Source organism: Bacillus sp. FAU18 (genome assembly GCF_056033885.1).
This window is the reverse complement of sequence record NZ_JBVYHZ010000003.1, coordinates 230001-242848: the sequence shown is the minus strand read 5'-3', so window position 1 is coordinate 242848 and position 12848 is coordinate 230001. Positions and strand designations below refer to the sequence as shown.

14 protein-coding genes, 2 tRNA genes, 2 pseudogenes and 1 riboswitch are annotated in these 12848 nt (G+C 44.3%); of the genes and pseudogenes, 6 read left to right on the top strand and 12 right to left on the bottom strand.

Going from position 1 to position 12848, the window contains the following annotated elements; genetic code table 11:
* Positions 1-75 precede the first annotated feature (75 nt).
* Positions 76-149: transfer RNA gene (locus AC0OMU_RS01490), tRNA-Gly, on the bottom strand.
* Between the two features lie 193 nt (positions 150-342).
* On the opposite strand from AC0OMU_RS01490, the gene AC0OMU_RS01485 reads away from it, so the two are divergent.
* On the top strand, positions 343-543 hold the full coding sequence (locus AC0OMU_RS01485) for a helix-turn-helix transcriptional regulator (RefSeq protein ID WP_047183550.1): 201 nt from the start codon (positions 343-345) through the stop codon (positions 541-543).
* Between the two features lies 1 nt (position 544).
* On the top strand, positions 545-1018 hold the full coding sequence (locus AC0OMU_RS01480) for a hypothetical protein (RefSeq protein ID WP_047182327.1): 474 nt from the start codon (positions 545-547) through the stop codon (positions 1016-1018).
* 17 nt (positions 1019-1035) lie between these two features.
* Here the strand turns inward: AC0OMU_RS01480 and rpsN are convergent, their stop codons facing one another.
* The 6 genes from rpsN to AC0OMU_RS01450 all read right to left on the bottom strand — a co-directional run bounded on the left by rpsN (position 1036) and on the right by AC0OMU_RS01450 (position 5820).
* Positions 1036-1305 carry a 30S ribosomal protein S14 gene (rpsN, locus tag AC0OMU_RS01475; RefSeq protein WP_015383171.1) on the bottom strand — a complete coding sequence of 90 codons (270 nt, stop codon included), beginning with the start codon at positions 1303-1305 and terminating at the stop codon, positions 1036-1038.
* 112 nt (positions 1306-1417) lie between these two features.
* Positions 1418-1954: a hypothetical protein gene (locus tag AC0OMU_RS01470; RefSeq protein WP_063335120.1), complete on the bottom strand. Its 537-nt coding sequence runs from the start codon at positions 1952-1954 to the stop codon at positions 1418-1420.
* A 102-nt stretch (positions 1955-2056) separates the two neighbouring features.
* The gene (gene ssuD / locus AC0OMU_RS01465) at positions 2057-3187 is read right to left on the bottom strand and encodes an FMNH2-dependent alkanesulfonate monooxygenase (protein ID WP_474240856.1); all 1131 of its coding nucleotides are present in this window, start codon (positions 3185-3187) and stop codon (positions 2057-2059) included.
* 22 nt (positions 3188-3209) lie between these two features.
* Positions 3210-4040: an ABC transporter permease gene (locus AC0OMU_RS01460; RefSeq protein ID WP_474240855.1), complete on the bottom strand. Its 831-nt coding sequence runs from the start codon at positions 4038-4040 to the stop codon at positions 3210-3212.
* A complete protein-coding gene (locus AC0OMU_RS01455; protein ID WP_063334930.1) occupies positions 4037-5035 on the bottom strand; it encodes an aliphatic sulfonate ABC transporter substrate-binding protein in 999 nt (332 codons plus the stop codon). Before AC0OMU_RS01455 ends, AC0OMU_RS01460 begins: the two co-directional genes overlap by 4 nt.
* A 17-nt stretch (positions 5036-5052) precedes the next feature.
* Positions 5053-5820 carry an ABC transporter ATP-binding protein gene (locus AC0OMU_RS01450; RefSeq protein ID WP_474240854.1) on the bottom strand — a complete coding sequence of 256 codons (768 nt, stop codon included), beginning with the start codon at positions 5818-5820 and terminating at the stop codon, positions 5053-5055.
* Positions 5821-6227: 407 nt separating this feature from the next.
* On the opposite strand from AC0OMU_RS01450, the gene katA reads away from it, so the two are divergent.
* Positions 6228-7679: a catalase KatA gene (gene katA, locus AC0OMU_RS01445; protein ID WP_327830958.1), complete on the top strand. Its 1452-nt coding sequence runs from the start codon at positions 6228-6230 to the stop codon at positions 7677-7679.
* A gap of 26 nt (positions 7680-7705) precedes the next feature.
* Here the strand turns inward: katA and senS are convergent, their stop codons facing one another.
* Positions 7706-7903, bottom strand: a complete 198-nt coding sequence (gene senS, locus AC0OMU_RS01440) for a transcriptional regulator SenS (protein ID WP_003245192.1) — start codon at positions 7901-7903, stop codon at positions 7706-7708.
* Positions 7904-8198: 295 nt separating this feature from the next.
* On the opposite strand from senS, the pseudogene AC0OMU_RS01435 reads away from it, so the two are divergent.
* Positions 8199-8387 (top strand): annotated as a pseudogene (locus AC0OMU_RS01435) (BBE domain-containing protein); the annotation flags it as partial.
* Positions 8388-8426: 39 nt separating this feature from the next.
* Here the strand turns inward: AC0OMU_RS01435 and thiC are convergent.
* Together thiC and AC0OMU_RS01425 are read right to left on the bottom strand one after the other, a co-directional pair.
* On the bottom strand, positions 8427-10199 hold the full coding sequence (gene thiC / locus AC0OMU_RS01430; protein ID WP_015482983.1) for a phosphomethylpyrimidine synthase ThiC: 1773 nt from the start codon (positions 10197-10199) through the stop codon (positions 8427-8429).
* Between the two features lie 132 nt (positions 10200-10331).
* Positions 10332-10439, bottom strand: a riboswitch (TPP riboswitch).
* Between the two features lie 68 nt (positions 10440-10507).
* A pseudogene (locus AC0OMU_RS01425) lies at positions 10508-11202 on the bottom strand (Type 1 glutamine amidotransferase-like domain-containing protein).
* Between the two features lie 37 nt (positions 11203-11239).
* Between AC0OMU_RS01425 and AC0OMU_RS01420 the strand changes: the two are divergent.
* Positions 11240-11512: a spore coat protein gene (locus AC0OMU_RS01420; protein WP_015383160.1), complete on the top strand. Its 273-nt coding sequence runs from the start codon at positions 11240-11242 to the stop codon at positions 11510-11512.
* 84 nt (positions 11513-11596) lie between these two features.
* Here the strand turns inward: AC0OMU_RS01420 and AC0OMU_RS01415 are convergent, their stop codons facing one another.
* The gene (locus tag AC0OMU_RS01415) at positions 11597-11800 is read right to left on the bottom strand and encodes a hypothetical protein (RefSeq protein ID WP_014479229.1); all 204 of its coding nucleotides are present in this window, start codon (positions 11798-11800) and stop codon (positions 11597-11599) included.
* Between the two features lie 141 nt (positions 11801-11941).
* On the opposite strand from AC0OMU_RS01415, the gene spo0M reads away from it, so the two are divergent.
* Complete coding sequence (gene spo0M, locus AC0OMU_RS01410) at positions 11942-12718, top strand: sporulation control protein Spo0M (protein ID WP_015383158.1); 777 nt, start codon at positions 11942-11944, stop codon at positions 12716-12718.
* 46 nt (positions 12719-12764) lie between these two features.
* Here spo0M and AC0OMU_RS01405 read toward each other — a convergent pair.
* Positions 12765-12846, bottom strand: a tRNA-Leu gene (locus AC0OMU_RS01405).
* Positions 12847-12848 lie beyond the last annotated feature (2 nt).

Sequence of the window (12848 nt, the reverse complement as noted above, 5' to 3'; positions counted from 1 at the left end):
GTGTTCTTTTTTACATAAAAAAACGCAATACTTCGTTTATCTGAGAAACGAAACACTGCGTTAATAACGTATGTATGGAGCGGGTGATGAGAATCGAACTCACGACATCAGCTTGGAAGGCTGAGGTTTTACCACTAAACTACACCCGCATTTGTGGTTGTCAGTAACAGTACCGCTCTGACTTTTTTTATATTACATGTTTATTTATTTTTCGTCAAGGGAATATAAAAATTTTGTCGAAAAAAAGTTATCTTTTTGTAAAGTTGTTAAGTTCCATTTACATAATGTTAAGTATACTATACAATATAATCAATCGAGATTGTGAAGGGGACAGACGTCATGATGAAAAATAAAGTAAAAGAGCTGAGGGCACGCTTCGGCTATTCTCAGGAAAAACTAGGAGAAACAGTCGGCGTCACAAGACAGACTGTGGCTGCTATCGAAAAAGGCGATTATGTTCCCTCACTGCTGTTAGCACTGAAAATCTGCAAAACCTTCTCCATGAAAATGGAGGATGTCTTTTGGTTAGAGGAGGAAAACTAAGATGAGCATGAAAACAAAAGCAGCTTTTCAACTTGTGTTATTTGGCCTTGCATGCTGGACGCTGATTGCATACTTTGAAGCGTCAGAAGGCATTGCATCTTTTTTTCGCACAAAGAGCGGCGGGATGGTATTTGAATTAAACCTCACCCCCTTTATTCTGTTTGTTGCGGCGTCTGCGGTTTATTTGTACTTACAGAAAAAAAGCCGCCCTGCCAGAAAGCAGCTTCTTCTGCCTGATGAGTTTGAAGAGCAGGATGAAAGAGAGCAGATGATGACGGCAAAAGCATGTCGCGCGTCATATATCGCTGTATACTTCTCGCTGCCTGCCGCAGCGGTTCTTCTCATTTTTTATCCGCTATTTCAATCACGTATTCCGTTTTTCCCTATTATTATTGTGTTTATCATCATGATCATCCAGCACCTTTCCTACGTCATCTCTTTCAAGAAAAACGAAAAAAACTCCGGCGCGCTGTAATCGGCCGGAGTTTTTTCTTACCAGCTTGCTTTTTTCACACCGGGAATCTGGCCTTTATGGGCCAGCTCCCTGAAAGCGATTCTGGACATTTTAAACTTCCTCATATATGCTCTCGGGCGCCCCGTTACCATGCAGCGGTTGTGAAGCCTTCCCGGTGCTGAATCTCTTGGCAGCTTGCTGAGTGCCTCGTAATCTCCTTTTTCCTTCAACTCGCTTCTAATACCAGCGTATTGCTCAACAAGCTGTTGGCGTTTTAACTCTTTTGCCACTTTTGATTTTTTAGCCAAGTCACATAGCCTCCCTTTTAAATCGAAATTGTTACGATTTAAAATGTATCATGCACCATTCAAAAAAGCAAGCATACCGCTTTGTAAAACAGACGGCCTGAAGCCGCCCATTCTAATGATGCAATTCCACATAATACAGTAACGCATCTTGATGCTTAATGAGCTCTTTTTTATGTTCAGAGGTGTGCATTGTCTCGTCAGTCCCTCTAATACTGCTGCCGATCAAAGCAGGCTTCTCGAAAGTAATTGGTTCCGGCGATGAAATATTCTGAGTCATTTCCTGTGTTGTGCTATCGTCGCGTTTCACCGATGAATCAGCCGCTATATTTCCCTGTTTATCTACAATGCCAAAATGAATGGTGGTATGTTTATTCTTTCCTTCCCCCTCTTCATTCTCAAAATAAACAAATTGTATGGTATCGGTTTTTTCCTCTGAATAATCTGCACGAACCGGTCCAAACCTCTCAACAAGCTTTCCCTTTTGATAATGTTCGATGTACATGTCAGCTGAAGAAATACCTTCACCGATATTGACGGCTTCGGCAGTGAATGCCTGTGAAGCTGCGACATCCATTCTGTTTTTTTCAAGATCTGATATGTCCGCCGCTTTGATTTCCATCTGTTTTGAATGTCCGCATGCTGACAGCATAGCTATGAGACAAATGACTGCCGCGCTTCTCAATGTTTTCAGAAAAAAAGCCCTCTTTTTTTGAATATCATACCATGTTCGGGGGCTGTATTTTAGTTAAACTCATACATTTTTCTCTTTGACAAAATAAGTGTTTCCTACCGCTTCTCCCCTTTTGTTCTGAAGCTTTCTCGTCCGATCATTTTCAAACGGCAAAAGCGGAAATACAAGCTCTGCAAAATAATACGCTTCTTCTAAATGCGGATAGCCTGAGAATATAAACGATTCTATGCCGAGTGCCTGGTACTCCGCTATCCGGTCGGCAATCGTCTGCGGATCACCAACAAGAGCTGTTCCTGCCCCTCCTCTGACCAGGCCGATCCCCGCCCACAGATTCGGGCGGATTTCAAGCTTCGTCCGATCGCCTTGATGAAGGACGGCCATCCGCTGCTGGCCTGAAGAGTCGTAACGGCTCAAAGCTGCCTGCGCTTTGGCAATGGTGTCATCATCCAAGTGGCTGATCAAGCGCTCTGCCGCTTCCCATGCCTCTTGTTCAGTTTCACGAGCAATGACATGAAGCCTAATGCCAAATCGAACGGACCTCCCTTCTTTTTCCGCTTGCTTTTTGACTCTCTCTATCTTTTCTTTTACTTGTTCAGGCGGCTCACCCCATGTCAAGTACACGTCTGTATGCTTTGCGGCAGCTTCAATTCCAGCCTGTGACGAACCACCGAAATAGATGGGCGGATGCGGCTCTTGCTGCGGCGGGAAAAGCAGATTGCTGTTTTCCACTTTTATATGCTTTCCTTCATAGGAAACCGTTTCTCCCTGCAAAAGTCTCCGCCAAACGGTTAAAAATTCGTCTGTTGCCTCGTAGCGCTCATCATGGCTGATAAACAGGCCATCGCCTGCCAGCTCATACGGATCGCCCCCAGCCACAACGTTGATCAGCAGCCGGCCGTCTGAAATGCGGTCTAGGGTGGATGTCATTCTGGCTGCTAAAGAAGGCTGCATTAAACCAGGTCTTACCGCGACTAAAAACTTTAAGTCCTTTGTTTCTCCTGCCAGTGCCGACGCTGTAAGCCACGGGTCCTCGCACGATCTTCCCGTTGGCAGAAGAACTCCTGTATATCCCAGCCTGTCTGCCGCCTGCGCGACTTGTTTAAAGTAAAGATGATCCGCAGTCCGTCCATCACTTTCAGATCCTAAATATCTCGCGTCTCCATGAGTCGGTATAAACCAAAGAATTTCCATATTCATCTCCCCTTTATATCTTTTATCCTTCGTAGCTGTTTCTCCACTTTAACAGCTTTCGTTCAAGCATCCTGACAAAGGAATCCGTCAGCTTTCCAACCACTGCAAAAATGATAATCCCTGCAAAGACTTTATTCGTTTGTGAAAACTGTCTCGCATCCATGATCATATAGCCGACTCCCGAGCTTGAGCCCATCAGCTCTGCCACAACGAGCCCGAGCCATGCAATGCCGAGCGATAAGCGAATGCCTAGCAATATATTGGGCAGGGCTGCCGGCAATATCACTTTGGATATCTGCTGATGCCATTTAAATTCAAGCACCCGGGCGACTTCAAACAGCTTCGCGTCAACCCCGCGGATGCCGTTAAACGTATTGATATAGACAGGAAAGAAGGCACCGAGCGCAATCAGCAAAATTTTAGATACTTCGTCAAATCCGAACCATAAAATAAACAGCGGCGTGACGGCCAGATGAGGTACGGTTCTAAGCATTTGCAACGACGGATCAAGATACAGCTCCGTCCGTTTGGAGAATCCGGCCAAAATCCCGATCATCAATCCAAGCCCCGCGCCAAGCAAAAAACCAAGCGCCGCCCGATAAATGCTGATTTGCAGATGGCCGAACAGTTCGCCGGACAAAATAAGCTCCTTAAAGGTCAGAACAATCGTAACAGGTGTAGGCAGCACTGTAGCGGACACAACCCCCAGCCCGCCGATGACCTGCCAGATGGCAATGATGACAGCGGGCAGTAAAAGCCCCTTCATCCAGCCGTATCTCTTCCTTCCGGGCTTTTTTCGCACCGCTTCCGCATTCGTTTTGGGCAGCGAGCCCGCAGCCTCTGCTTTCATCATTGATCACCTCCTGAGGAATGTTCCTTTAATGCTTTTTTGATAAAAGTGTTATCGACAACATCTTTCACATCAATCTTCTTATCTATCGCCTTTGTTCGAAATTGAAAATCTGCTGTTTCCTGCTGCGCTTTCACAATGTCGTCACTGATGACCTCATTCAGAGGTTCAGTATTTTTCAGCACATTTTCGACGACCTTTTTATCGAGATCTTTAATGTCAGAATATAAGTCCGCTGCTTCATCCAGATGTTCCTTTTGCCATACAACGGCTTTATTAAACACCTTCAGAAAACGGACCACTTCGTCTGGATGCTCTTCTGAAAACTTTGTTCTTACTAAAGTAAAACCCGGTGAATATAAATCTGTGCTTTCTCCGTTCACAAGGATTTTTGCTCCGTGTTTTATTGTTTCTAAGGACAAGTACGGCTCCCAAATGGACCAGGCATCAACAGATCCGTTTTCAAATGCGGAAGCTGCTTCATCAGGCTGAAGCTGAATAATTGTCACATCGTTAGCTGACAACCCCACTTGATCAAGCGCTTTATACAAAAAATCAAACCCGCTGCTGCCTTTGGCGACTGCAATTTTCTTCCCCTTTAAGTCCTTAACGTCTTGAATGCCGCTGTTTTGATTGACAAGGATGCCGTTTGCTTTCAAACCGTCCTGAGACAAACCGATTTCTTTAAAGTCAATGCCTGCCGCCTGTCCAGCGATCACAGGCGAATTACCGACTTGAGAAAAATCAAGTTTGTCTGCCGCAAGGCCTTCAAATTGGGGCGGACCGCTTTGAAACTCCACCCATTTCACTTTGATGCCTTCTTTTTCAAATGCATCTTCGAACCAGCCTTTTTCCTTTGCGATCAAAAGCGGGCTTAAGCTTTGCTGAATACCAATACGAATTTCCTTCAATTGTTTGTGGTCACCGCTGGCTCCATTTGCTCCACAGCCTGCGAGCAGAAAAATAACGGCAACCAATACAATGAGTCCTTTTTTCATTTCCGCTTCCGCCCTTTCTATATCCCTGATCCTTCTGCGTACTCCAAATCTTCTGTTTTCTCGAATTCCGAAAGCACTTTCTGTCTGATCGCTTGGAAATCCGGAGTCGTCCGGTTCCGCGGATACGCCAGGTGAATGGGCATCAGCTTATGGATTTTCCCCGGTTTGGCCTTAAGGATCGCAAGCTCATTTCCTAAATAAACAGATTCTTCTATATCATGAGTCACGAGAATCATCGTTGTTTTTTTCCTCCTCCATATATCCAGCAGCACGTCCTGCAGGTGTTTTCTTGTAAAAGCGTCGAGTGCACCAAACGGTTCATCTAAAAGCAGCACCTCAGGCTCCCGCAGAAGGGCCCGGGCGATGGCTACTCTTTGTGACATGCCGCCTGACAGCTCGCGCGGATATGCTTTTTCCGATCCTTTCAATCTGACAATCTCGATCAGTTCATCCACCTTTTGTTTGACTTTTAGGTCCTTCAAATTCAAGTCGGCTGCAATATTCTGCTCAACAGTCAGCCAAGGAAAGAGGCGGTGTTCCTGAAAAATAAATCCTTGCTGAATACCCGGAGCTGTTACGCTGCGGCCGTTAATTTCAACACTCCCGTCATATTCAGAATCAAGCCCTGCAATAATCTTTAACAGGGTGCTTTTTCCGCACCCGCTCGGTCCGATAAGCGTTAGAAATTCGCCTGGTGCGATTGATAATTCTATGTTCTCTAAGACCGTGTTTTTGCGGCCCTCTTGAACAAATGCCTTTTCTTTGATGCTGATGGTCACAGCCACTTTTATCCCTCTCTTTCTGCCAACCCCGCCTTCAAAAAAAACAAAAAGGCCCCCATCTCTGTTCTTGTAGAGATGAGAGCCTTCGGCGGTCCGATCAGCTGCCCAATTGTTTTTTTGTTTGAATAACATGTTAATTCAAATTATTCCGATATGTCAACTCTTTTTTAAATACGATTTTTGATATCCTTGTTTATCACTTACTCTGCTTGTTTCGCAAATAGAGAAGGAAAAATTATTTCTCCAAAAATTATTAAGTGTCATAAAAAGCTGTTACAACAAGGTTTTTCAACACTTTCGATACTAGATATCGATTAATAGAGATAACTATTTTATAATAATTATAAAATAATATTGACTTTTTACTTAGAGATGATATTATGTTCTTATAAATTCCAAGAGGTGATAACATGAGTTCAAATAAACTGACAACTAGCTGGGGCGCTCCGGTTGGAGATAATCAAAACTCAATGACTGCCGGTTCTCGCGGACCAACTTTAATTCAAGATGTACATTTACTCGAAAAATTGGCCCATTTCAACCGAGAACGTGTTCCTGAACGTGTTGTTCACGCCAAAGGAGCAGGCGCACACGGATATTTTGAAGTGACAAACGACGTAACAAAATACACGAAAGCCGCTTTCCTTTCTGAAGTCGGCAAACGCACACCGTTGTTCATCCGTTTCTCAACAGTTGCCGGTGAACTTGGCTCTGCTGACACAGTTCGCGATCCGCGCGGATTTGCTGTTAAATTTTATACTGAAGAAGGAAACTACGACATCGTCGGCAACAATACGCCTGTATTCTTTATCCGCGATGCGATTAAGTTCCCTGATTTCATCCATACACAAAAAAGAGATCCAAAAACACACCTGAAAAACCCTACGGCTGTATGGGATTTCTGGTCACTTTCACCAGAGTCACTTCACCAAGTGACAATCCTGATGTCTGACCGCGGAATTCCTGCAACACTTCGCCACATGCACGGCTTCGGAAGCCATACATTCAAATGGACAAATGCCGATGGCGAAGGCGTATGGATTAAATATCACTTTAAAACGGAACAAGGCGTGAAAAACCTTGATGTCAATACGGCAGCAAAAATTGCCGGTGAAAACCCTGATTACCATACAGAAGACCTTTTCAATGCAATCGAAAACGGTGATTATCCTGCATGGAAACTATATGTGCAAATCATGCCTTTAGAAGATGCAAACACGTACCGTTTCGATCCGTTTGATGTCACAAAAGTTTGGTCTCAGAAAGACTATCCGTTAATCGAGGTCGGACGCATGGTTCTAGACAGAAATCCGGAAAACTACTTTGCAGAGGTAGAACAAGCGACATTTTCACCTGGAACACTCGTGCCCGGTATTGATGTTTCACCGGATAAAATGCTTCAAGGCCGACTGTTTGCTTATCATGATGCACACCGCTACCGTGTCGGTGCAAACCATCAAGCGTTGCCAATCAACCGCGCACGCAACAAAGTAAACAATTATCAGCGTGATGGACAAATGCGCTTTGACGATAACGGCGGCGGATCTGTGTATTACGAGCCTAACAGCTTCGGCGGTCCAAAAGAGTCACCTGAGGATAAGCAAGCAGCATATCCGGTACAAGGTATCGCTGACAGCGTAAGCTACGATCACAACGATCACTACACTCAAGCCGGTGATCTGTATCGTTTAATGAGTGAAGATGAACGTACCCGCCTTGTTGAAAATATCGTTAATGCTATGAAGCCGGTAGAAAAAGAAGAAATCAAGCTGCGCCAAATCGAGCACTTCTACAAAGCGGATCCTGAATACGGAAAACGCGTGGCAGAAGGCCTTGGATTGCCGATTAAAAAAGATGCTTAATGTAGAAATGCAAAAACCCGCTGTAATCAGCGGGTTTTTTTATATTTAGTTACACATTGCGTATGCTTCTCATCAATCTTCATATAAATTTCTTCCATTAGCTCCGCGCTGTTTATAATCTCTCGTTTGTTTTTTTCAATCAGCAGCTCAAGCGGCAAAATCTGATTCCCGTAGGTTTTTCGCTTCCTGAATCGTTTTCTCCCCTTTTCTTTTTTGACTCCCATCAATAATCCCTCCTTTTTCATACAAAAAAGGCCCTTATCTAAACGATAAGAGCCTTCGGTGTTCCGATCAGCGCGATAAATTTGAAAAATTTGTACTGACCATGTTAATTCATACAATACCGACCTGTCAACTATTTTTTTGAGAGTGTTGACACTGTATCAGATTGCATCCCCGCTTTTTCCTTATACACTCTTTTCCCCTAACGCATAAGCTAGAGAAACTAGAATACGAGAGAAAGAGAGGTGGGAGTGTGGAAAAGACAAAATTGACCGGACGTATCGTAACACGGGATGATCCGGACTATCGAAAGAAACGATGGGAGACTACGTAAATTGGCCAGATATCGAAATCAGAAACTGGCCAAGAACATATTACGGCGAAAACGTTGAACGACTCCGCCGTGTCAAAACGAAATATGATCCAGAAAATGTTTTCCGCTTTGAACAGAGTATTCCGCCGCTTCGACGCTCTCTGTTTTTCTAAAAAAAAATGAAGATGGAGCATTCTCCATCTTCATCTTTTTTATTGATATAAATTGCTTCCCGTATCGACAAACTCTTTTGCTTTTTCTTTTAATCCTTTATTTATGGCTTCTGCTTCACTGAGATCGTTTTTCTTCGCATAATCCCGAATATCCTGTGAAATTCTCATGCTGCAAAATTTCGGACCGCACATGGAACAAAAGTGAGCGGTTTTTGCTCCTTCAGCAGGCAAGGTTTCATCATGGTATTCAAGCGCTCTCTCTGGATCAAGAGATAGATTAAACTGATCCCGCCAACGGAATTCAAAACGGGCTTTCGATAACGCATCATCCCGGATTTGCGCCCCAGGATGCCCTTTTGCAAGGTCTGCAGCGTGCGCAGCAATCTTATATGTAATGACTCCTTCACGAACATCATCACGGTTTGGCAGCCCTAAATGCTCCTTCGGCGTTACATAACAAAGCATTGCTGTCCCGTACCAACCGATCATCGCCGCTCCGATCGCTGAAGTAATATGGTCATATCCCGGGGCAATATCCGTTGTCAGCGGCCCCAATGTGTAAAAAGGCGCTTCTTTACAAATGTCCATTTGTTTATCGACGTTCTCTTTGATTTTATGCATCGGAACATGTCCAGGCCCCTCAATCATCACCTGAACATCATGCTTCCAGGCAATTTGCGTCAGCTCTCCAAGCGTCTCTAATTCAGCAAACTGCGCTTCGTCATTGGCATCAGCAATTGATCCGGGACGCAAACCATCCCCAAGAGAGAAAGCAATATCATACGTTTTCATAATCTCACATATTTCTTCAAAATGTGTGTATAAAAAGCTTTCTTGATGATGAGCCAGACACCACTGCGCCATAATCGCTCCCCCGCGTGACACAATACCAGTTGTCCGTTTGGCAGTCAGCGGTACATACCTAAGCAAAACACCCGCGTGAATCGTAAAATAATCCACTCCCTGCTCTGCCTGCTCGATTAGCGTATCACGATAAATCTCCCACGTTAAATCCTCCGCTACGCCGTTTACTTTTTCAAGCGCCTGATAAATCGGAACAGTTCCCACAGGCACGGGGCAATTGCGGATAATCCATTCACGCGTCGTATGAATATCTTTTCCGGTAGAGAGATCCATCATTGTATCTGCTCCCCAGCGGATGGCCCACGTCATTTTTTCCACTTCTTCTTCAATGGATGACGTAACCGCTGAATTCCCGATATTTGCATTAATCTTCACATGAAAATTCCGGCCGATAATCATTGGCTCACTTTCAGGGTGATTAATGTTTGAAGGAATAATCGCCCGGCCGCTGGCTACCTCGTCTCTGACGAATTCAGGAGACACATGCTCACGAATGGCGATAAATTCCATCTCAGGTGTAATGATCCCCTTTTTTGCATAGTGCATTTGAGTAACATTTTGACCTGCCTTCGCCCTCAGCGGTTTCCGCTTTAATCCTGGGTAGCTTACGTTTGGATTTGCTTTTTTATAACCGTTATCTTCTGGTTTTATAGCCCGACCTTCATACTCTTCCACGTCACCGCGCTCTGTGATCCATTTTTGGCGGAGCGGCTTTAATCCTTCTTGAATATTAATGGTTACTCCAGGGTCCGTATACGGTCCGCTTGTATCATAGACACGCACAGGCGCGTTTTCCTCTTCGCCGAACGATCCCGTCGTCGGACTCAATAGGATCTCCCTCATCGGCACTTGGATGTCCGAAGAAGAACCCTCCACGTATACCTTCTTGCTACCTGAAAAACTTGACATAATGGAAATGTTGGCTTGCTGCACTGAATTGTTTTGCATTACTTTTCCTTCCCCTCTCTACGTTTGAAAGGACAAAATCAAGCCCATAACCAGCACAAAAAACCGGATTCATATAAATGAACCCGGTTACAGTCAGAAAGAAACATATTATTGCCCAGCACGACAATAACAAAAACTATTCCTCTACTTCCCCACGCTGGTACGAACCAGATCAGGTCCAAAGGGTTAAGAAGCTTACCTTCCCTCTCAGCCCGAAAGCGGGCACCCCCAGTAACTATTGATTTCGCCCTCATCTTAACATAAAACCAATCTGAAAAAAAGAGGAATATAGAAAATATTCAGCTAATTCATCCCAAATATTTGACCGGCAACGGGATTTCAGATACTTCATGTTCCCCCATTATCACCCGATATGCCTTTGCACCCGCTCTTGAACTCACGGTTTGAAACAGCTGATCATTTATGAAATGGAGAGCAGCCCCATCATCCGCTGCATAGCCACTGCATAAGAACTTGTTAGATATCAACTGGTGGTATGCCGGTCTCCGATCCTTTTCCCCGTCATAATGGGGACAAAAGCTCCCTTGCAAAAAACCTAAACTTTTCAAACCTGTCAGCGGTCCGGCTGAATCTGTCACCCCTTCTTCAAACCAGCAGATCGCACCGGCACTTAATCCAGCTAGGACCACACCGTTCTTCCATGCTTCCCTGAGAATATGGTCCAGCCCCACTCTTTCCATAACACAAGTAAATTCCGCGTATTTCCCCCGCCAACATAAATCACGTCCATTTCCATAACAAAAGAAGCTAAATCTGTTGATGGCGGCTTAAACAAAGATAAATGAGACGGCACACAATCCAGTGTTTGAAATGCATGATAAAACCGCTGAATATAGTTTTGGGAATCTCCGCTCGCCGTCGGCAAAAAACAAATACGAGGCTGCTCTCGTTTTGATTGATTGAGGATATATTGATCGAGGGACAAATTATCCGGCTCCATCGAAAAACCCCCGCCCCCCATCGCAATAATCTGCTTCATCATCACACCCCCCAACAAATTTGTTGCTTATTATAGCATTTTGTATAGAAGCAAGAAACAAAGCCAAATACTTTCTTATCAGGAGCTGCTAAAAAAACAAAGGAGGTGGTTTCCCATTGAACAAAGTCTTTGCCCCAAAGATATTCTTGATTTGTTAACAACAATAAAAACCAGCATTAACAAATACACTGTCGCAATAACAGAAGCCGAAAATCCCCACATCAGAAGAGCGTTGCATGATCAATTAGATACAGCCATTCATCTCCAAGATGAACTGTCAGATTTTCTGTTAGAAAAGGGGTGGCTCGGGTGAGCAATTTCAAATCGATTCGCTTTTATCTTACAGCAAAGACCACCAAAAGAGACGGGATCTCAAAGATGAGATGCCGTCTCTTTTTTATTGCTCCACTCTTCTTAAAGCCTCGTTTACCGTTTCTTTTATAAACGCGTCTTCACCGCTTAATCGGTCTAAACTGAGATCGCCGTTTCTCAGCCTTTCGGAAATATTGTTTATATCTTCCTCTACTGTGATTTGCAGCTCACCAGCCAAAAACATTCTGTGTAATTCATCTGCAACCAAACTTTCTTTATTCACTTCCATCCACTCCTTTATTTTCAATATTATTCTTAGTCTGTCCCTAGGCCGAGACGAATAATAGGAAAAAAGTATGAATTAAACGAATCTTTTTTCCTCCTTCTTACGTATATCTGTTGAGAAAAAAGAAAAAGGGGAAGATCTAACATGTCATTTTTTAAAAAGCTTGCGGCAAGTGCCGGAATTGGAGCTGCAAAAGTAGATACAATTTTAGAAAAAGACGCATATTTTCCAGGAGAAGAAGTACGGGGAACGGTACATGTCAAAGGCGGAAAAATCGCTCAGGACATCCGTTATATCGATTTACAGCTTAGCACACGGTATGTCATTGTAAAAGACGATGAAGAGCACCGGAAATACGCTACAATTCATTCTTTCCGGGTCACTGGTTCATTTACCATTCAGCCTGGTGAAGAGCATCAATTTCCGTTCACATTCACTCTGCCTCTAGATACGCCGATCACTGTAGGGAAAGTAGAGGTTGCCGTGGTGACAGACCTTGACATTCAAGGCGGTATCGATAAATCCGATCATGACCGCATTTTCGTTGAAGCGCACCCTTGGATTGAAAATGTGCTTGAAGCAATCGAAAACCTGGGCTTCCGTCTTAACGAAGCAGACTGCGAACAAGCGCCCTACTTCCAGCGTCGTCTTCCGTTCGTTCAAGAATTCGAATTCGTTCCGACTTCCGGATATTATCGTCAGATGCTTGATGAATTAGAGCTCATTTTCCTTTTAGACGAAGACGGTTTGGAAATCATTTTCGAAGTCGACCGCAGAGCTAGAGGACTCCGAGGGTGGCTGGAAGAGATGTATAATGACGGAGAACAGCTTGTACGCGTCCGTTTCAGCCAATCAGAGCTTGAAGATACAGAAGAGCTAGAAGAGGTGCTAGAAGAGATCCTAGACCAATACGCTGAGTAAATAAAAAATAAAAACCCGTTTCTGTTAAGAAACGGGTTTTTCAGTATACCGGTGGTCGGGGTCGAACCGACACTCCAGAAGGAACACGATTTTGAGTCGTGCGCGTCTGCCAATTCCGCCACACCGGCAA

What these genes read in the sequence shown, in the direction of transcription:
- AC0OMU_RS01415 (WP_014479229.1), bottom strand. Translation starts at nt 11,800, where the DNA reads ATGGAAGTGAATAAAGAAAGTTTGGTTGCAGATGAATTACACAGAATG.
- katA (WP_327830958.1), top strand. Translation starts at nt 6,228, where the DNA reads ATGAGTTCAAATAAACTGACAACTAGCTGGGGCGCTCCGGTTGGAGAT.
- AC0OMU_RS01470 (WP_063335120.1), bottom strand. Translation starts at nt 1,954, where the DNA reads ATGCTGTCAGCATGCGGACATTCAAAACAGATGGAAATCAAAGCGGCG.
- spo0M (WP_015383158.1), top strand. Translation starts at nt 11,942, where the DNA reads ATGTCATTTTTTAAAAAGCTTGCGGCAAGTGCCGGAATTGGAGCTGCA.
- ssuD (WP_474240856.1), bottom strand. Translation starts at nt 3,187, where the DNA reads ATGGAAATTCTTTGGTTTATACCGACTCATGGAGACGCGAGATATTTA.
- AC0OMU_RS01485 (WP_047183550.1), top strand. Translation starts at nt 343, where the DNA reads ATGAAAAATAAAGTAAAAGAGCTGAGGGCACGCTTCGGCTATTCTCAG.
- AC0OMU_RS01460 (WP_474240855.1), bottom strand. Translation starts at nt 4,040, where the DNA reads ATGATGAAAGCAGAGGCTGCGGGCTCGCTGCCCAAAACGAATGCGGAA.
- AC0OMU_RS01480 (WP_047182327.1), top strand. Translation starts at nt 545, where the DNA reads ATGAGCATGAAAACAAAAGCAGCTTTTCAACTTGTGTTATTTGGCCTT.
- AC0OMU_RS01455 (WP_063334930.1), bottom strand. Translation starts at nt 5,035, where the DNA reads ATGAAAAAAGGACTCATTGTATTGGTTGCCGTTATTTTTCTGCTCGCA.
- thiC (WP_015482983.1), bottom strand. Translation starts at nt 10,199, where the DNA reads ATGCAAAACAATTCAGTGCAGCAAGCCAACATTTCCATTATGTCAAGT.
- senS (WP_003245192.1), bottom strand. Translation starts at nt 7,903, where the DNA reads ATGGGAGTCAAAAAAGAAAAGGGGAGAAAACGATTCAGGAAGCGAAAA.